General features: G+C 67.4%; 17 protein-coding genes and 2 pseudogenes. 13 read left to right on the forward strand and 6 right to left on the reverse strand.

Annotated features, from left to right (window positions below):
• The first annotated feature begins 61 nt into the window (after nucleotides 1-61).
• Nucleotides 62-586: a CAP family protein gene (locus GKE62_RS00825; protein WP_195908544.1), complete on the forward strand. Its 525-nt coding sequence runs from the start codon at nucleotides 62-64 to the stop codon at nucleotides 584-586.
• Here the strand turns inward: GKE62_RS00825 and rdgB are convergent.
• Together rdgB and rph are read right to left on the reverse strand one after the other, a co-directional pair.
• Nucleotides 583-1206 (reverse strand): RdgB/HAM1 family non-canonical purine NTP pyrophosphatase, encoded by a 624-nt coding sequence (gene rdgB, locus GKE62_RS00830; protein WP_370516036.1) that lies wholly within the window; start codon nucleotides 1204-1206, stop codon nucleotides 583-585. The two genes, GKE62_RS00825 and rdgB, sit on opposite strands and share 4 nt — an antisense overlap.
• Complete coding sequence (rph, locus tag GKE62_RS00835; RefSeq protein ID WP_154690599.1) at nucleotides 1206-1934, reverse strand: ribonuclease PH; 729 nt, start codon at nucleotides 1932-1934, stop codon at nucleotides 1206-1208. The genes rdgB and rph overlap by 1 nt, the downstream gene beginning before the upstream one ends.
• Before the next feature lie 152 nt (nucleotides 1935-2086).
• Here rph and hrcA point away from each other — a divergent pair, with 152 nt between their 5' ends.
• Together hrcA and grpE are read left to right on the forward strand one after the other, a co-directional pair.
• A complete protein-coding gene (gene hrcA, locus GKE62_RS00840; protein ID WP_154693484.1) occupies nucleotides 2087-3151 on the forward strand; it encodes a heat-inducible transcriptional repressor HrcA in 1065 nt (354 codons plus the stop codon).
• A complete protein-coding gene (gene grpE / locus GKE62_RS00845; protein WP_154690600.1) occupies nucleotides 3148-3720 on the forward strand; it encodes a nucleotide exchange factor GrpE in 573 nt (190 codons plus the stop codon). Before hrcA ends, grpE begins: the two co-directional genes overlap by 4 nt.
• Nucleotides 3721-3736: 16 nt before the next feature.
• On the opposite strand, the pseudogene GKE62_RS00850 reads toward grpE, so the two are convergent.
• Nucleotides 3737-4896 (reverse strand): annotated as a pseudogene (locus GKE62_RS00850) (indoleamine 2,3-dioxygenase).
• 158 nt (nucleotides 4897-5054) lie between these two features.
• Between GKE62_RS00850 and GKE62_RS00855 the strand changes: the two are divergent.
• On the forward strand, nucleotides 5055-5531 hold the full coding sequence (locus GKE62_RS00855) for a PilZ domain-containing protein (RefSeq protein ID WP_154690601.1): 477 nt from the start codon (nucleotides 5055-5057) through the stop codon (nucleotides 5529-5531).
• Here GKE62_RS00855 and GKE62_RS00860 read toward each other — a convergent pair.
• Both GKE62_RS00860 and GKE62_RS00865 read right to left on the reverse strand, forming a co-directional pair.
• Entirely contained in the window at nucleotides 5512-5859 is a 348-nt protein-coding gene (locus GKE62_RS00860; protein WP_370516037.1) for a hypothetical protein, read from the reverse strand. The genes GKE62_RS00855 and GKE62_RS00860 overlap by 20 nt on opposite strands.
• A gap of 170 nt (nucleotides 5860-6029) precedes the next feature.
• Complete coding sequence (locus GKE62_RS00865; RefSeq protein ID WP_154690602.1) at nucleotides 6030-6524, reverse strand: copper chaperone PCu(A)C; 495 nt, start codon at nucleotides 6522-6524, stop codon at nucleotides 6030-6032.
• 166 nt (nucleotides 6525-6690) lie between these two features.
• Here GKE62_RS00865 and dnaK point away from each other — a divergent pair, with 166 nt between their 5' ends.
• The 4 genes from dnaK to GKE62_RS18685 all read left to right on the forward strand — a co-directional run bounded on the left by dnaK (nucleotide 6691) and on the right by GKE62_RS18685 (nucleotide 10942).
• Entirely contained in the window at nucleotides 6691-8613 is a 1923-nt protein-coding gene (dnaK, locus tag GKE62_RS00870) for a molecular chaperone DnaK (RefSeq protein WP_154690603.1), read from the forward strand.
• Nucleotides 8614-8684: 71 nt separating this feature from the next.
• A complete protein-coding gene (gene dnaJ / locus GKE62_RS00875) occupies nucleotides 8685-9806 on the forward strand; it encodes a molecular chaperone DnaJ (protein WP_154690604.1) in 1122 nt (373 codons plus the stop codon).
• A gap of 75 nt (nucleotides 9807-9881) precedes the next feature.
• Nucleotides 9882-10343, forward strand: coding sequence for a hypothetical protein (locus GKE62_RS18680; RefSeq protein WP_230206838.1), 462 nt, complete (start codon nucleotides 9882-9884; stop codon nucleotides 10341-10343).
• Nucleotides 10340-10942, forward strand: coding sequence for a class I SAM-dependent methyltransferase (locus tag GKE62_RS18685; protein WP_230206839.1), 603 nt, complete (start codon nucleotides 10340-10342; stop codon nucleotides 10940-10942). The genes GKE62_RS18680 and GKE62_RS18685 overlap by 4 nt, the downstream gene beginning before the upstream one ends.
• On the opposite strand, the pseudogene GKE62_RS00885 reads toward GKE62_RS18685, so the two are convergent.
• Nucleotides 10917-13244 (reverse strand): annotated as a pseudogene (locus tag GKE62_RS00885) (patatin-like protein). The gene GKE62_RS18685 and the pseudogene GKE62_RS00885 sit on opposite strands and share 26 nt — an antisense overlap.
• A gap of 108 nt (nucleotides 13245-13352) precedes the next feature.
• On the opposite strand from GKE62_RS00885, the gene radA reads away from it, so the two are divergent.
• From radA to GKE62_RS00910, 5 genes are read left to right on the forward strand one after another with little or no spacing between them, the layout of a single operon-like run.
• A complete protein-coding gene (radA, locus tag GKE62_RS00890; RefSeq protein WP_154690605.1) occupies nucleotides 13353-14723 on the forward strand; it encodes a DNA repair protein RadA in 1371 nt (456 codons plus the stop codon).
• A gap of 12 nt (nucleotides 14724-14735) precedes the next feature.
• Entirely contained in the window at nucleotides 14736-15272 is a 537-nt protein-coding gene (locus GKE62_RS00895) for a CvpA family protein (RefSeq protein WP_154690606.1), read from the forward strand.
• On the forward strand, nucleotides 15253-15720 hold the full coding sequence (locus tag GKE62_RS00900; RefSeq protein WP_195908545.1) for an iron-sulfur cluster assembly scaffold protein: 468 nt from the start codon (nucleotides 15253-15255) through the stop codon (nucleotides 15718-15720). The genes GKE62_RS00895 and GKE62_RS00900 overlap by 20 nt, the downstream gene beginning before the upstream one ends.
• Nucleotides 15721-15753: 33 nt before the next feature.
• Nucleotides 15754-17364: an MFS transporter gene (locus GKE62_RS00905; RefSeq protein ID WP_154690607.1), complete on the forward strand. Its 1611-nt coding sequence runs from the start codon at nucleotides 15754-15756 to the stop codon at nucleotides 17362-17364.
• The gene (locus GKE62_RS00910; protein WP_154690608.1) at nucleotides 17351-18397 is read left to right on the forward strand and encodes an alanine racemase; all 1047 of its coding nucleotides are present in this window, start codon (nucleotides 17351-17353) and stop codon (nucleotides 18395-18397) included. The genes GKE62_RS00905 and GKE62_RS00910 overlap by 14 nt, the downstream gene beginning before the upstream one ends.
• Nucleotides 18398-18448 lie beyond the last annotated feature (51 nt).

The raw sequence follows: 18448 nt of genomic DNA on the forward strand, positions 1-18448 counted from the left end.
GTTTTTGTTAACCGCAATGGGTGTTATCTGGAGCGACGAGGGACGGGCGAGGGGTTCGCACATGAAATGGTTCGGGGTGGCGCTGGGCGCCAGCTTCGTCGCGGCGGTTATCGCCGCGCTGTTCGCCACGCAAGTGGCGCACGCGGCGGAAGGCCCGAGCTTTGCAGAACGCCTGCTGATCGCCCACAACCTTGAACGCGACCGCGTCGGCGTGCCGCGCCTGTCATGGAGCGCGAAACTGGCCTCGCAGGCGCAGGACTGGGCCGACACGCTCGCCCGCAGCAATCGGTTCGAACATGCGCAGGATCGCAGCGGCGCGGGCGAGAACCTGTGGATGGGACCCGCCCGGCGGTACTCGGCCGAACAGATGATCGGCGGGTTCGTCGAGGAAGTGCGCTATTTCCGCACCGGCCAATTTCCCAACGTCTCCTCGACCGGAAGCTGGCACGATGTCGGTCACTACACCCAACTGATCTGGCGGGGCACGCAGCAGGTCGGATGTGCGGTGGGGCAGGGCAGGACGAACGACATCCTGGTCTGCCGCTATTGGCCCGCGGGCAACGTGATCGGCCAGGCGGTCGACTAGCCGAACTGCTCCGCCACCAGCTTGGCAAACGCATCGGCGCGGTGGCTGATGCGATGCTTCTCTTCCGGATCGAGTTCGGCAAAGGTTGCCGAGCCGCCGGCCGGCACAAACACCGGGTCGTAGCCGAACCCCAAAGTCCCGCGCGGCGGCCAGGTCAGGGCTCCGTCGACCCGGCCTTCGTAGACCACCTGCTCGCCATCGGGCCAGGCCAGCGCGAGCACACAGGCGAACCACGCGTCGCGTGGGGTACCGGGGCCGAGCTCGCACAGCATCCCCTCGACTTTGCCCATCGCCATGTACCAGTCGCGGCCGGGTGAGCCTTCGAACGGCTGCCGCTCGGCCCAGTCGGCGGTGTAGACTCCCGGACGCCCGCCCAGCGCCGTCACGCACAATCCCGAATCGTCGGCCAGCGCGGGCAATTGCGCCGCCTCCGCCGCCGCCCGCGCCTTGAGCAGCGCGTTGGCGACGAAGGTGGTTCCGGTCTCCACCGGCTCGGGCAAGCCCAGCGATCCGGCCGAGATGCACTTCACCGCGTAAGGATCGAGCAGCGCCTGGATCTCGCGCAGCTTGCCCGCGTTTTGCGTGGCGATCACGAGCGGTTCGGCGCCGATCCTGCGCATCACGCCACCGCGGCTGTCGCCACCGCCACTGCTTGCGCCGCGAAGATGCGATCGGTGCCGAGCCGGGCGAGGCGGAGGAGACGCAGCAGCCCTTCCTCGTCGTAGGTTGCGCCCTCGGCGGTGGCCTGGACTTCGGCGATCTGGCCGCCCTCGATCAGGACGAAGTTGGCGTCGGCGTCGGCGGAAGAATCCTCGATATAGTCGAGGTCGAGCACCGGGTTGCCGCCGCGGATGCCGCAGCTCACCGCGGCGACCTTGCGCGTCAACGGATCGTCCTTGATCTCGCCCGTGGCCATCAGGCCTTGCACCGCCAGCCGCAGCGCGACCCACGCACCGCTGATCGCCGCGGTGCGGGTGCCGCCATCGGCCTGGATGACATCGCAATCGAGGGTGATCTGGCGCTCGCCGAGCTTCTTCAGATCGGTCACCGCGCGCAAGCTGCGCCCGATCAGCCGCTGGATTTCCTGCGTCCGCCCGCTCTGCTTGCCCTTCGCCGCCTCACGATTGCCGCGGGTGTGGGTGGCGCGCGGAAGCATCGAGTATTCGGCGGTGACCCAGCCTTCGCCCTTGCCCCGCAACCATGGCGGCAGCCGCTCCTCCACGCTTGCGGTGACCAGCACCTTGGTATCACCGAACCCGATCAGGCACGAGCCTTCGGCATGTTTGGTGAAGTTCGTCTCGATCGAAATCGCACGCATCTCGTCGGAGGCGCGGCCGGAAGGGCGCATTCTGGGTACTCCATTCGATCCCAGAACCGTTCGCCCTGAGCTTGTCGAAGGGCCGTCCTTACTTCGGGCGGTGGAGAAGGGAAGAGTGCTGCATCGACAAGCTCAGCACGAGCGGGTTTTTATTATGATCCGCGATGACTAGAACGCTGAGCATGGCGACCCCCCCGATCTCCGAACTCAATGCCCGCGCTCGCGACATCTTCCGTCTGGTGGTCGAAGGCTATCTGGCGAGCGGGCAGCCGGTCGGCTCGAAGACGCTGGCGGGGACGGGCGGGGTGAGCCTCTCGCCAGCCTCGATCCGCTCGGTGCTCCAGGACCTCCAGGACGCCGGGCTGCTGGCCGCGCCGCATACCAGCGCCGGACGGCGGCCGACCGATCAGGGGCTGCGCCTGTTCGTCGACGGGATCATGCAGGTGGCCGAGCCGACCGCCGCCGAGCGCGCCCAGATCGAGCGCGGGCTGGCGGCGGGCGGGACGATCGAAACCGCCCTGGCTGGGGCGAGCGCCGTGCTTTCGGCGCTTTCGGCGGGGGCAGGGGTGGTGATGGTCCCGCGCGCCGAACCGCGGCTGACCCAGGTCAGCTTCGTGCCGCTGTCGCCGGGCCGGGCCCTGGCGGTGCTGGTTTCCGAGGATGGCGGAATCGAGAACCGCGTGGTCGAGCTTTCCGCCGCCGTGCCGCATTCCGCCCTGGAGGCCGCGGGCAATTACCTGACCCGCCGCCTTGCCGGGCGGACCCTCACCGAGACCGCGCAAGCGATCCGCGACGAGATCGCCTCCGGGCGTTCCGCGCTCGACGCCGCGAGCCGCGACCTGATCGAGCGCGGGCTGGCGATGTGGAGCGAGGATGCCGCTCGTCGCCCGGTGCTGATCGTGCGGGGCCAGGCCAACCTGCTCGACGAGGTTGCGCTGGGCGACATCGAGCGGGTCCGCCAACTGCTGGACGAGCTCGAGGGCGCCGAAGCCATCGCCGGGGTGCTGGATGCCGCGCGCGAGGCGCAGGCGACGCGGATATTCATCGGCAGCGAGAACCGGCTGTTCTCGCTCTCGGGCTCGTCGGTGATCGCCTCGCCGTGGCGCGACGGCGAGGGCCGGGTGGTCGGCGTGGTCGGCGTGATCGGCCCCACCCGGTTGAATTATGCGCGGGTTGTCCCCATGGTTGATTTCACCGCCCAGTCGCTGGGCAAACTCATCGGAACAGACGGATTTTCGCGGAAATGAACGATACCGACTCGCGCCCCAAAGACGAAGCCGCCCAGGCCGAACTGGCCGGAGTGCCTGAAGACCTGATCGACCGCGAAGAGGCACCCGCGGCGAACGATGACCCGATCGCGTTGCTCCGCGGCGATCTGGAGGCTGCGAAGCAAGAAGTGCTCTACGCCAAGGCCGAGACCCAGAATGTCCGTCGCCGCCTGGAAAAGGACATCGCCGACGCGCGGACTTATGCCGCCACCGGCTTTGCCCGCGATATGCTCTCGGTGTCTGACAATCTCAGCCGCGCGCTCGAAGCGATCCCCGCCGAACTGCACGACGACGAGCGGCTGAAGTCGCTGGTCACCGGGATCGAGGCGACCCGCCGCGAGCTCGACAAGGTGTTCGGCCTCCACGGCATTGTCCGCATCGCCGCGGTCGGCCTACCCCTCGATCCGCACCAGCACCAGGCGATGCTGGAGATTCCCAGCGCCGACAAGGAGCCGGGAACGATCCTGCAGGAACTTCAGGCGGGCTACACGATCAAGGATCGCCTGCTCCGCCCGGCGATGGTCGCTGTGGCGAAGAAGGGCGATTGATCGGGTTGCTTGATCCTCACACCACCTGCGCGCGGTTCTCGTCGCGGTGCTTCTTCAAGTATTTCATGAACGGCGTTCCGCCCGTCCCGACATCGGGATCGTTGCCCGCGATCGAACCGGCCTGCTTGTTGATGTAGCTCGCCGCGTATTCGAGGTGGCGGGTGCGGAAGCGGGCGACTTGTTCGAGGTTGGCGTTGAACGCCTCGCGCAGGCTCGACGATCCCGTCTGCGCCACGAACGCGCGCAGGGTCGATCGTGCGCCCAGGTCTTCGATGAAGCGGCGGTGCTGCACCGGGCGGTATTGGTGCAGTTCGTCGAGGAAATGCTTGAGCGGATCGTCCGAGTGGCGGACTCCGAACAAGGCGTCCATTGACGGCACGATGCTCGATTGCGACCCCGTCTGTCCGCGCAGCGCCTGAGGCTTGCCGCCGAATTTCTCGACGCCCTCGTAGATCAGCCCACCGTCGAGCGCCGGGTTGTTGGCCCAGCCGTGGATGTAGGGGCGCACCCGGTTGAAATACATGTAGGGATCGCACCGTTCGGTCATCCGCTTGAACGCGGCGTAGATGCATTCCCAGGCGAGGTCGGTTTCGTGGAGCAGGCTCTCGCACTGCGCGGCGTCGCCCGCGGCGGCCGCCTTCACCAGTTCGACCGCGCAGTCGAGGATGACCCCGGCCTCGGCCTCGATCGCGACGTGGACCATGACGAACCAGTTCTCGTCCATCCCGCCCAGGAAGTTCTGGTGCATCCGGATGTTGTCGAGCGCGATCGGCCCCGATTTGTCGATCCGGCTCCAGTTGTCGAGGACATAGGCGGAGTAGGGCAGCAGCGGCGCCTGGCCGAGGCGGTCGGCCAATGCGACGATCGGTCGCGCGAGATTGGCGGGCAGGTGGCGGGGGCTTCGGGCTCGCCCCAGACGTAGGCCTGGACGAGGAAGCCGTAGCGCACCATCGCGGTGCGGACCTGGTCTTCGGGCGCGGTGGCGGCCCAATCCTCGATCATCGGATCGGACAGACGCTCCAGCCAATGGCGGACGCGGCCGCTGGTCAGAAGCGCCGAAAGGTCGGTGGCGGCGGCGACGATGGGATCGAACGGCGCGGGCAGGGCGATCTCGTCGATCTCGTAGGGCGAAAGGAAGCCGCGGGTGCGCGACAGGCCGTAATCGGAAAGCTCCATGGGGGTCCAGGTGCCGGGCGCGGGTTCGGCCGCCCGGAATGGTTGCAGGTGATACTGCTTTGGAGGGCGCCACTCAAGCACCTGACGAAAGTCCTGCCGGATTTCCTAAACGGCTTTTTAACGAGTCGGATGCTTGATGGCGGCGAAGGAGGCCGGTCATGAGCATGCTCGCGCGCATCATTGTCGATCCGCAGGACGTCGAACAGCGCCGCACGCCGCGGCGGACGCTGCGGCTGGACATCGACGGCGCCACCGCCACTGTCCGCAACTTATCCGAAACCGGGCTGCTGATCGAATCGCCCAACGGTCTCGAGGTCGGCGACCGGGTCTCGATCGATCTGCCGATGGCGGATCTTTCCGAGGCGCGTGTGATCTGGGCCCGGGCGCCGTTCTACGGCTGCGAGTTCGTCTCGCCGATTTCGCGCGCGGCGGTCAGCGCCGCGCTGCTGCGCGCGCCGATCGATGAGCCGCCGGTGACCTTGCTGGGCCCGTCGGTCACCGGGTGGCAGATCCCAGAAGAAGTTCCGCCTCTCCGCTCGCCACGCTCGACCGGCGGGGCGCTCGCCTTGTTGGCCGCGCTGGGCGCGGCGATCGCGTGCCTGATTCTCGCGCTGGCTAGCCTGCCGACGGTCTGAACGGTAGGATGCTCTCGTAGACCTCGCGGGCAAACGCCCCGCGCACCCGCGCGCCCCGGCGCAACTGGAAAGCGTGGCGGACGATTTCGGCCTGCTGTTCGATCCCGTACCGTTCCAGCGCCCAGCCCGGGCGAATGGTATAGTCGTAGCGGCAGAACGGGTGGCGCATGAGCACTAGATACCACCCGCCCATCCGCTGGGTCTGCCACACGTGGGTCATCTCGTGAATGAACAGCCCCTGCGCATTGAGGTCGGCACTCGCGAAATCGTCGCAATAGGCGTCGGCGGCGGGGTGGAAGTGGATATGCCCGCGCGGGGTCATCGCCACGCGGCGGGGCTGGAACGGAAACCACTTTCGCCGCCGGATCGATACGTCGCCAAGATCGATCGCGCCGCCGAAGACCGAGCGGGTCAGCTCGATTTCGCCCGAAGTCAGTGGCCGCGAGCCCCCGGCGGCGCAGGGGGGCGCGGCGACGATGTCGGCGGAGTGAGCGTCGCTCAGTGGCTCATTTCCATCGTTTCCTGCATCGTCGTGACCGGAGCGCGCGTGCTCGCCTTGTCGCCGCCGTCGAAAGTCACGGTCAGTTCGACGTCCTTGGTGAAGCGAAGCTTTGGGTCGAGATCGAACAGCATCACGTGATAGCCGCCGGGCGCGAACTTGACGGTCTTGCCGGGGCCGATCGGCACTTCGGAAACTGGGGCCATGCTCCCGCCCTTGGTCTCGTGCATTTCGGCTCGCGCCGCCATCTCGACCGCGACGCCGACCACCTTGCGCGGGGCGCCATTGGCTTGGCTGACGCTGAAGTAGGCTGCCCCCGGACGGCCCGAGACGAGGGGCAGTTGAACCCTGGCATCGCTCAGCGTGATCCCCGGCGGCGCTTCTGGCTCGGATACCGCGGTTTCGCTCGCGTCGGGCTGCGGTTGCGATCCGCAGGACGCCAGGGCAAGCGCCAATGCCGCCATCGCGCCAGCCGCAAATGCCTTGATCGCCATAACCTTGTTCCCCTCCGCAATTGCGCCTCCGCCTAGTCGGGCGCGGGCCTTGTGCCAAGCCAAACCCGCCCTATATCGCGCCGGTCGGAGCCGGGGAACCTTGCCTGCCCAGCATGGGGGGCGAGCACCTCCGGCGTCTCAATTCTAAAGGAAGCAGGCAGAAAACATGGCAAAAGTGATCGGTATCGACCTCGGCACCACCAACAGCTGCGTCTCGGTCATGGACGGTGGCAAGCCCAAGGTCATCGAGAATTCGGAAGGTGCGCGCACCACGCCGTCGATCGTCGCGTTCACCAAGGACGGCGAGCGGTTGATCGGCCAGCCCGCCAAGCGCCAGGCGGTGACCAACGGTGACAACACCATTTTCGCGGTCAAGCGCCTGATCGGCCGCCGCTTCGACGACCCGGTGACCAAGAAGGACACCGAGCTTGTCCCCTATCCGATCGTCAAGGGCAAGAACGGCGACGCCTGGGTCAAGGCCGGCGGCGAGGACTATTCGCCCAGCCAGATCAGCGCGTTCATCCTTCAGAAGATGAAGGAAACCGCCGAATCGTATCTTGGCGAAACCGTCACCCAGGCGGTGATCACCGTGCCCGCCTACTTCAACGACGCGCAGCGCCAGGCGACCAAGGACGCCGGCGCGATCGCGGGTCTCGAGGTGCTGCGGATCATCAACGAGCCCACCGCGGCGGCGCTGGCCTATGGCCTTGAGAAGAACGACGGCAAGACGATCGCGGTCTATGACCTCGGCGGCGGCACCTTCGACGTTTCGATCCTCGAGATCGGCGACGGGGTGTTCGAGGTCAAGTCGACCAACGGCGACACCTTCCTGGGCGGCGAGGACTTCGACACCGCGCTGGTCGAGTGGCTGGCGGCCAAATTCAAGTCCAAGGAGAACATGGACCTGAAGACCGACAAGCTTGCGCTGCAGCGGCTCAAGGAAGCCGCGGAGAAGGCCAAGATCGAGCTGTCGAGCACCGCCAGCACCGAAATCAACCTGCCGTTCATCACCGCGCGCATGGAAGGCGGCAGCACCACCCCGCTGCACCTCGTGGAAACGATCACCCGCGCCGATCTGGAAAAGATGGTCGCCGGGCTGATCGAGCGCACCAAGGAGCCAATGAAGAAGGCGCTCGCCGACGCCGGGATCAAGGCCTCGGACATCGACGACGTCGTGCTGGTCGGCGGAATGACCCGGATGCCGCGCGTTCGCGAAGTGGTGAAGGAGTTTTTCGGCAAGGAGCCGCACGTCGGCGTCAACCCCGACGAAGTCGTCGCGATGGGCGCGGCGATCCAGGCTGGCGTGCTTCAGGGCGACGTCAAGGATGTGCTCCTGCTCGACGTCACCCCGCTGAGCTTGGGCATCGAGACGCTGGGCGGCGTGTTCACTCGGATGATCGACCGCAACACCACGATCCCGACCAAGAAGAGCCAGGTCTATTCGACCGCCGAGGACAACCAACAGGCGGTGACGATCCGCGTGTTCCAGGGCGAGCGCGAGATGGCCGCGGACAACAAGCTGCTTGGCCAGTTCGATCTGGTGGGCATCCCCTCGGCGCGCCGCGGAGTTCCGCAGATCGAGGTGACCTTCGACATCGACGCCAACGGCATCGTCAACGTCAGCGCCAAGGATAAGGGCACCGGCAAGGAGCAGCAGATTCGGATCCAGGCGTCGGGCGGGCTCAGCGATGCCGACATCGAGCAGATGGTGCGCGATGCCGAGCAGTTCGCCGAGGAAGACAAGAAGCGCCGCGAGGGCGCCGAAGCGAAGAACAACGCCGACAGCCTCGTCCACGCCACCGAGCGGCAGCTCGAGGAGAATGGCGACAAGATCGACGCCGATCTCAAGAGCCAGATCGAGGCGGCGATTGCCGAGGCCAAGACCGCGATCGAAAGCGGCGATGCCGAGGCGATGACCGCCAAGACCCAGACGCTGACCGACCTCGCCATGAAGATGGGCCAGGCGATCTACGAAAAGGAGCAGGCCGCGGGCGCCTCGCCGGGCGCCGACGGAGGCGCTTCGGAGAAGTCGGCAGACGACGATGTGGTCGATGCCGAATTCTCGGAAGTCGACGACAGCAAGAACTGATGCTGCGATGAAACCGAACCCGCCGCTCGCGCAAATCGTGCGGGCGGCGGGCGACGTTTGAGGGACGGGCAATGTCAGTCACCACCGATTTCTACGAACTGCTCGAGGTCGACCGCACCGCGGACGAAAAGACGATCAAGTCGTCGTACCGCCGCATCGCGATGCAGTGTCATCCGGACAAGAATCCCGGCTGCGCCGAGAGCGAAGCGAAGTTCAAGGCGGTAAGCGCCGCTTATTCGTGCCTGTCAGACCCCCAGAAGCGCGCGGCCTATGACCGTTATGGCCACGCCGCGTTTGAGAATGGCGGCGTCGGGGGCGGGCAGGGCGCCGACTTCGGCGATTTGGGCGACATCTTCGAGACGATTTTCGGGGGCGCGTTCGGCGGCGGCCGTCAGCAGGGTCCGCGCCGCGGAGCGGACTTGCGCTACGACATGGAAATCGCGCTCGAAGAGGCGTTCCACGGCAAGGCTACCGAGATCGAGGTCGAAACCGCCCAGACTTGCGAGCCGTGCCATGGCTCGGGCGCGGAACCGGGCACTTCGGCGCGGCGCTGCAATCTGTGTGCCGGGCGCGGCAAGGTGCGGGCGCAGCAAGGCTTCTTCATGGTCGAGCGGACGTGCCCCAACTGTCACGGCCGTGGCGAAATTATCGAGAAGGCCTGCAAGGCTTGCCGCGGCGAAGGCCGGGTCGACATCGCGCGCAAGCTGGCGATCGAGATCCCTCCCGGCGTCGACAACGGCACTCGCATTCGCCTGTCGGGCAAGGGCGAGGCTGGGCCGGGCGGCGCGCCGCCGGGCGACCTCTACATTTTCCTCCACATCAAGCGCCACCCGGTGTTCGAGCGTGAGGGAACGACGCTGATCACCCGCTGCCCGGTCAGCTTCACCACCGCCGCGCTGGGCGGCCAGATTGAAATCCCCGGCCTCGACGGCGTGCGCCACACGATCGATCTGTCCGCGGGCATCCAGTCGGGCAAGCAGTTGCGCAAGCGCGGCGCGGGGATGCCAGTGCTCCAGGGACGTGGCCACGGCGACATGGTGGTCGAGATTTCGGTCGAGACCCCGACAAAGCTATCGGCGCGGCAGAAGGAAATCCTGCGCGAATTCCAGGCGACCGAGACCGGCGATGAAACCCCACAATCCAAAGGCTTTTTCGATCGACTGAAGACTGTCTGGAGCGGCGCGGCCGAGTAGCCGCCTTCTCTATGCTTGAGTGCGCCCGGTGGGGTGCTAGGCTGCCCGCCTGGTCGGTCCGGACGGAGAGGCATCATGGTTCAAGCGCTCGACGAGGCAAAGCTTCACGAGTTTGTCGGCAAGATGCTCGGCGACATCGGCGGGGCGTTCAGTGTGCCGACGACGCGGATCGGATTTCGGCTGGGACTGTTCGACGAGCTCGCCAAAGCACCCGCCACCGCCGCCGAGCTTGCGCAACGGGCGGGAGGGCTACACGAGCGCTACGTACGCGAATGGTGCCTTGCGCAGTCGGCCAACGGCTATGTGACCTATGACGCGGCCAGCGACCGCTTCGGCATCTCGCCCGAGCAGGCGATGGTCTTCACTGTGGCCGACAGCCCGGTCTACCTGCGCGGCGCATTCGAGCTGGCGGCGGCGATGATCGAGGCCGAGGACAAGGTAGAGCATTGCTTCCGCCACGGCACCGGGGTGCGCTGGGGGATTCGGCCGGGTGCCTGTTCTGCGCGACGGGGATGTTTTTTCGGCCGGGTTACGTGAATAACATCGTGCAGAGCTGGATTCCCGCGCTCGACGGGGTCAAGGCCAAGCTCCAGGCGGGGGCGAAGGTCGCGGATGTCGGCTGCGGGGTGGGCTTTTCCACGCTGCTGATGGCCGAGGCCTATCCGCAGAGCACGTTCGTAGGGTTCGATTTCCACGAACCCTCGATCCTCGACGCCCGCCGCCACGCCGCCGATCACGGGCTGGGCGAGCGCGTGCGGTTCGAGGTCGCCTCGGCCAAGGACATCGCCGAGACCGGGTTCGACCTCGTCACGATGTACGATTGCCTGCACGACATGGGCGACCCGCAGGGCTGCGCGACGCATATGCGCCGGATTCTTTCGCCCGGCGGCGCTTGGATGATCGTCGAGCCGATCGCCGGCAACAATCCAGCGGAGAACATGAACCCCGTCGGCCGCCTCTACTACAACGCCTCGACGATGATTTGCGTGCCCACCTCGCTCGACCAGGAGGTCGGCGCGGGACTGGGTGCGCAGGCGGGCGAGGAGAGGTTGAGCGAAGTGATCCGCGGCGGCGGGTTCGCTTCGGTGCGGCGCGCGACCGAAGGTCCGTTCAATATGGTGCTCGAGGCCCGCTGAGCACTTCGGCGCGGATCCCCGTAACGAGGTGCGGATCCGAACGCAGGCGCGGCTCCTCCTCGTCGAGGATCGCCAGGAAGGCTTCGCGCTTGAACCCCGCGAGGTCGTCCGCTGCGAGGCTTTCACCCTCGGGCAGGGTCGAGGCGATGAGGTCGATCATCCGCTCGGCGCCGTGGAGGCGGCCCCACAGATAGTCGTTCTCGCGATAGACGCGGCTGAAGAACGCGCCGAAACTGAAGAACTCGCGCCCGCGCAAGGTCGCCTCCGCCCCGCCGGTGCGGATCGCATTGCAGTCCTCGGGAGAGATACGGTCGACCTTGACCGGGTCGAACTCGTTGTAGCCCTCGCTGTCGTGGAGCGGCAGCGTGGCGGCGTCGTAGAACGGGAAGCCGAGGTAGGCGAGCAGCACCCGGCGGCGCAGCGGCTTGGGCATTTCGGCCATGGCCTCGGCCAGCATCGCGTCTATCCGCAAATCGAGTCCGGGCAAGTCACGCTGCGCCGCGATCGCCTCAAGCGCCGGTCCAGGATCGGCGAGCGCCTGTTCCGCGAGGCCGGAAAATCCGGGTACGGGGACCGTGGTCGATCTCGAGCGCGAGGTAGGGCGCCAGGGCCTTGAACACTGCCTCTCGCGCCTGCTCGCGCGCGGCGGTCTCGACCCGCTCCTCGAGGTCGGCCCAATCTCGTGCCAGACGCCGGCTGAGCAGGCGCAGACGGCGGATGCGAAAGCCGATGTCATGTGCGCGAAAGAACGCGATCGCCTGCGGTGTCGCGCCGCCTCGCAAGCTCGACAGCCGGTCGAGCCCCTGGCCGCGCAGATGCTCCCACAATCGCGCCACCAGGCGGTCTCGCAGCACGCCGGCAGCTTCGGGATGCGCATTGAGGATGATCTCCGCGAGCATCTCGACAATTCCCGCCGCCTTGACCTGGGCGTAGGAGTGGAACGCGAACCCTGCCTTTTCCGCGGCGGCCTGCTGCGCTTTCGCGCGCCAGCCGGTCAGCCGCTTGGCCGTCGGGCGGTCGAGAAATAACGTGTAGCCGAACAGTTGCTCGACCGTCTCCTCGACCTCGGGACGCAGCGCGGTGACGATCCCGCGCAGCTTGGCCCGCTCGCGCGATTGACCGGCGAGCTGCTCGAGGTTGTCGCGGATTGGCTGTTCGCGCGGGATCGACGAGAGCGATCCCGCGATGGCCTTGAAAAACCCCACGGACTTGCCCTGTCGTTCATCGATCCGTGAGCGGTCGGGCTTGGGATCGATGTAGACGATCCGCCGATCGACCTCGCGCTGGGCAGGGCGGTCGCGGAGCACCGCGATCGCCTGGGCGAAGGGCGCGTTGACCAGTACCGAGCCATCGACCAGCGCGATCCCCCCAAGCTCGCCACGCGCGGCATGGCCAGGCATGATCCGGGCCAGAAACGCGTCACGGCTGGGCCAGGCCATGTCCCGCTCTTCGGTCAAGCGGTCGATCTCGGGCAGCGTCAGAGGCGGAAAGGCTCCGGGAAAGCTGGCGGTCGCGCGCGCGGCGAAAACCAGCTCGGCCGGATCGGCCATGTCCTGGCCCGCGCATGCCAGCGTGCGGAACCCGATCGACAGGCGATGCTCCGCCTCTTGCACCAGCGCCGGGCTGTTGAGCCGCAGCGTCTCGGCGTGGCCGTTGAAGTCGGTCGCGGTGACGAACAGGTCGAGCGGATGGCCGCCGGGCAGCAGCGGCGCGGCCTCTCCGGTCTCCTCGGCCATCGCCGCCAGCGCCTCGGCAATCAGGCGCGAAAACCCGATCCCGCTGAACGGAGGCGCGAACCACCGCGCGCGGATCAGGCGGCTGAGCTTGGTGCGCACTTCATTGCGGGTGCCCGGCGCGACGGTGCTCGACACCACGTTGCCCGGCCGCTTGAGCGCCAGCCACACCAGCGGCTGCGCCCAGAACTTGCTGAACCGCGACCACGGCCGCGCATCGGGGTCGAGCAGAACATCGACGTCGGCCTTTTCCAGCCACAGCCGGGTCAACGGCTCGAGGCTTTGCCCGCTGGCGATGGCCTGGGCGAGGAAAACGCCGTTGATCCCGCCCGCGCTCGCCCCGGCGACGATGTCGGTAAGCACGCGCAGCCTCAGCTTGCGTTCGCCCTCGATGGTTTGCAGCAGGCGGCGATAGACCGTCTCCACACCTTCGGCCGGAGGATCGCCGTTGAGAAAGCCGCGGCTCGCCCGTGCCGCCCGCCAGACCTCCTTGGTCACGCCGTGCATGTACACGGCGAGGCTGATCCCCCATAGCAGATCAGCGCAATGCGCAGTTCCTTCTGCCTCATGGCGAGAGGATGGCACGGGGGTTGGAAGTGGGGAAGTGCCTTTACCCCTCTCCCGCAAGGGGAGCGGGGGGCTTGTGTTCTACTTACGTTCTTCCTAAGCTGTCGCAGATGTCGAAGCTCAAACGCCGCTATGTCTGCCAAGCCTGCGGCGGGGTGTCGTCGCGGTGGCAGGGGCAATGCGCCGATTGCGCCGAGTGGAACACCTTGAGCGAGGAAGCGCCGGCGACGGTGTTCTCCGAAAAGCACCACCTCTCTACCGGCGGGCGGGCGTTTCCGTTCGTGGCGATGGACGAGCCGCTGGCGCTGCCGTCGCGCCGTCCCACAGGGCTGGCCGAGTTCGACCGCGCGCTGGGGGGAGGGTTGGTGCCCGGGTCCGCCATCCTGATGGGCGGCGATCCTGGCGTCGGCAAATCCACGCTGCTGCTCCAGGCCGCGGCCAAGGTGGCGCTGGCGGGAGGCGACGCGGTCTACATCAGTGGTGAGGAAGCCGCCGACCAGGTACGCCTTCGCGCGCAGCGCCTCGGTCTCGGCAACGCGCCGATCCGGCTCGCCACGGCCAGTTCGGTGCGCGACATCTTGACCACGCTGGGTGGTATCCGTCCGCCCGCGCTGCTGGTGATCGATTCGATCCAGACAATGCATTCCGACCAGATCGAGGGCGCGCCAGGCACCGTGAGCCAGGTTCGCGGCTGCGCGTTCGAACTGATCCGCTATGCCAAGGCCAGCGGCACGGTGGTGGTGCTGGTCGGCCATGTGACCAAGGACGGCAGCATCGCCGGGCCGCGCGTGCTCGAGCATATGGTCGACGTGGTGATGAGCTTCGAGGGCGAGCGCAGCCACCAGTTCCGGATCCTGCGCGCGCTCAAAAACCGTTACGGCGCGGTCGACGAGATCGGCGTGTTCGCGATGGCCGGGGCAGGGCTGGAGGAAGTCGCCAACCCGTCGAGCCTGTTCCTTTCGGGCCGCGACGCCGAAGTGCCGGGCAGCGCGGTGTTCCCCGCGCTGGAAGGGACCCGTCCGGTGCTGGTCGAGATTCAGGCGCTGACGGTGCGTCTGGCCAGCGGGGCCACCCCGCGGCGCGCGGTGGTCGGCTGGGATTCGGGGCGGCTGGCGATGATCCTGGCGGTGCTGGAGGCGCGCTGCGGGCTGAATTTCTCCTCGGCCGAAGTCTATCTCAACGTGGCCGGCGGCTATCGCCTGACCGATCCCGCGGCCGACATCGCCGTCGCCGCCGCGCTGGTCTCGGCGTTGGCCGAACGGCCGTGCCCGGCGGAATCGATCTGGTTCGGCGAAATCTCGTTGGCCGGAGAGGTCCGCCCGGTGGCCCATCCCGGCCTGCGCCTGAAGGAAGCGGCGAAACTCGGCTTCACCCGATCGTTCGGCCCCGACGCCGGCAACGGGGACATCCCGCCCGCCTTGCGCCATGAGCCGCTGCGGCTTTTGCCGAACGTTGTTGACCGGATCGTCGCGAGCCCATAATTTCGGGATCGGATGCAAGCCTTCGACATCATTGTCCTGCTGATCGTGGGGATCACCGCGATCGCCGGCTTCATGCGCGGGTTCGCGCAAGAGGTGCTGGCGCTGGTGGCGTGGATCCTGGCGCTGCTGGCGATCTATTACTTCCACAGCACGCTGACCCTGGGGCTTTCGCGCTACGTCGCCTCCGAAACCGGCGCGGCGGTGCTTGCCTTTTCGCTGCTGCTGCTGGTGCCCTACGCGACCGTCAAGTTCGCTTCCAAGTGGGTCGGCCAGGCTTCGCGCACCTCGGTGCTCGGGCCGATCGACCGTCTGCTCGGGTTCGGGTTCGGCGCGATCAAGGGCACGATCATCGTCGTGCTGGCGTTCTCGATCCTGGTGCTGGGCTATGACACGGTTTGGGGCCCCACGGGCCGGCCCGACTGGATCTCGTTGTCGCGCAGCTATCCATTCGTGAACGCGGCGAGCGACGAATTGGTCGATCTGATCGGCGAGCGCCACCGCGCGGCCAGCCAGGCGGACAGGGCCAAGAATGCCAAACCCGCTGGCTGAGGCGGTGCGGCCCAACCGGTCGGGCAAGGTTCTCTACTCGCCGGAAATCCTCGCCGCCACGGTGGGGTTGGCCGAATTCCCGTTCGATCCCGACCTGCCGCTCGTCGGCGAAGCGCGCTCGCGCAGCTGCGGCAGCAGTTTGCGGATCGCGCTGTCGTGCGATGACGCGGGACGGATCGAACGGATCGGATGCCGGGCGCAAGCCTGCGCGGTCGGCCAGGCGGCGGCCCACGTCTTTCTTGCCGGCTCGCCCGGACGGTCCCGGGCCGAGGTCGCCGAGACGCGCGACGCGCTCGCGCTGTGGCTTGGCGGAGAGGGCCCCGCACCCGACTGGCGGGGAATCGGCCTGCTCGATGCTGCGCGCGACTATCCCGCGCGCCATGGCGCGATCCTGCTGGCCTGGGACGCTGCACTGGCCGCGCTGGCTTCGCCTTCGCAGCTTCGCTAAGGCGCGCGGCGGGAAAAGCGCGAGGGAGCAAGAATGGCCGCCACCGAACATGAGCCAAGCGCGTCAGACATGCGGCTGATCATCGCCGCGTCGTCGGCGGGGACGATCTTCGAGTGGTACGATTTCTTCATTTACGGAACGCTCGGCGCGATCCTGTCGAAGACCTTTTTCCCCACCGGCAACGCCGCGCTGGAGATGCTGCTGTTCTGGCTGGTGTTTGCGGTGGGCTTTGGCTTTCGCCCGCTGGGCGCGGTGCTGTTCGGCTATCTCGGCGACAAGCTGGGGCGCAAATACACGTTCCTGGTGACCGTTACCCTGATGGGCATCGCCACTGCCGGGGTCGGCATGGTCCCGTCGGCGGCGAGCATCGGGCTGTGGGCGCCGGCGATCATCATCGGGCTGCGGATCATGCAGGGGCTGGCGCTGGGCGGCGAATACGGCGGCGCCGCGATCTACGTCGCCGAACACGCTCCGATGGAAAAGCGCGGCTATTTCACCAGCTTCATTCAATCCTCGGTGGTCGGCGGGTTCGTGCTGAGCCTGCTGGTGGTGCTGGGGTGCAAGGCCGTGATGCCCGAGGCGACCTGGAACGCGTGGGGCTGGCGAGTGCCGTTCGTGCTCAGCCTGGTGCTGCTGGCGGTGTCGCTGTGGATGCGGCTCAAGCTGTCGGAGAGCCCGGTGTTCCAGGCGATGAAGGCCGAGGGCGAACTGGCCGGCAATCCCTTTGTCGAAAGTTTCACTTATCCCGGCAACAAGAAGCGGATCTTCGTCGCGCTGTTCGGCGTCGCGGCGGGGCTGACGGTGATCTGGTACACCGCGATGTTCTCGGGGCTGACGTTCCTGAAGACCGCGATGCACATCGAGGACACCCCCGCCGAACTGATCGTGGGCCTCGCCGCGCTGATCGGGATGAGCTTCTTCGTCTATTTCGGCCGCCTGTCCGACCGGGTGGGGCGCAAGCGCCCGATCGTGATCGGCTATGCCCTGACCCTGCTGCTGCTGTTTCCGACATTCTGGGCGATCGGCGCTTCGGCCTCGCCCGACGGGCGCGGCGGCGGGCAGGAATGGACGATCCGCGGCTCCGATTGCGAATACAGCCCGTTCCTGAAGGACCAGGCCACGAAATGCGGAAAGCTGATGAGCGATTTCGCGGGCGCGGGGATCGCCTACGACCTGCAAAACGGGCCGGGGCTCGCGCTCGAGCGCGGCGGAGTGGCGATCCCGACCGCCACGCTCGACTGGACCGATGCCAAGGCGCGCAAGGCGCAGATCGAGGCGGCCGCCGGGGCGACGGTGTTCAACGTGGCCAAGACCCGGCCCAGCCTGGGTCAGGCGGCGGTGATTTTCGCCGCGTTGCTGGTGCTGATGGCCCTTTCGGCAGCGACCTACGGCTCGGTCGCGGCTCTGCTGGCCGAGATGTTCCCGCCGCGCGTACGCTACAGTTCGATGTCGATTCCCTATCACATCGGCGCCGGCTATTTCGGCGGCTTCCTGCCGTTCATCGCCGCCTACATCGTCGCCAAGACCGGCAATCCCTATTCGGGCCTGTGGTACACTTGGGCGATCGTGCTGATCGCGCTGATCGTGGCGCTGTGGGGCCTGCCCAACGGACCGCCACGCGATTTCGCCGATGATCCCGCCTGAACCGCCGCCCGCGGCTCTCCGGCTGCGGGTCGACGAGATGGCACTGGCGGCGAACTGGCGGGCGCTCGATCGCCTGTCGGGCCGGGCCAGCGCGGGCGCCGCGGTTAAGGCCGACGCCTATGGGGTGGGGGCGCGCCGCGCGGTGCCGGTGCTCGCCGCCGCAGGATGCCGCGATTTCTTCGTCGCGCACTGGAGCGAGGTCGCTGCGCTGCTCGACTTGGTTCCGCCCGGTTCGATCTCGGTGCTCCACGGTCCCCTGAGCGCCGCCGACGTGGCCTATTGCCGCGCCACCGGGGTCAAGCCGGTGCTCAACAGCCTGGCCCAGATCGCGCGGTGGCAGGCGGGCGGCGGCGGACTGTGCGATCTGATGATCGACAGCGGGATCGACCGCCTGGGGCTGGCGATCAGCGAGCTGGCCGACGTCGCTGCGGCGGGACTCGCCATCGACATCTGCATGAGCCACCTCGCCAGCGCCGACGAGGATGTCGCCCAGAACGGCCGGCAACTCGTCTGCTTCCAGGCCATCCGCGACGCGATCCCGGCGCGGCGCTACAGCCTCGCCAACAGCGCGGGGATCGCGCTGGGCGCGGACTATCACTTCGATCTCACCCGCCCGGGCCTGGCGCTCTATGGCGGCGTTCCGCGCAGCGAGCTCGCGGGCGTCATCGCGCAGGTCGCGTTTCCGCAGGCCGCGGTGCTGCAGGTCCGCCTGCTCCAGCCCGGCGACGCGGTCGGCTACAACGCCACGTTCGTCGCCGAGCGCGCGATGCGCGTTGGGGTGATCGCGCTGGGCTATGCCGACGGATATCTGCGCTGCTGGTCGGGCAAGGGCCGGTTCCGCTGGGGCGACGCCGAACTCGCCGTGCTGGGCCGGGTATCGATGGACATGACCGTGATCGATCTGAGCGACGCCCCCGATTGCGGAGAAGGCGACTGGATCGAGGCGCTGTACGATCTGCCCGCCGCTTCGGCCACCAGCGGCCTCTCGCAATACGAACTGCTCACTTTGCTGGGGATGCGTTTCGCGCGCTGACGGGACTCATGTTGCGCCGCACATGCTGCATGCGCTAAGCACTACGCAAGT

Origin of the sequence: Novosphingobium sp. Gsoil 351 (assembly GCF_009707465.1) — a bacterium.
In the GTDB taxonomy this organism is placed as follows: domain Bacteria; phylum Pseudomonadota; class Alphaproteobacteria; order Sphingomonadales; family Sphingomonadaceae; genus Novosphingobium.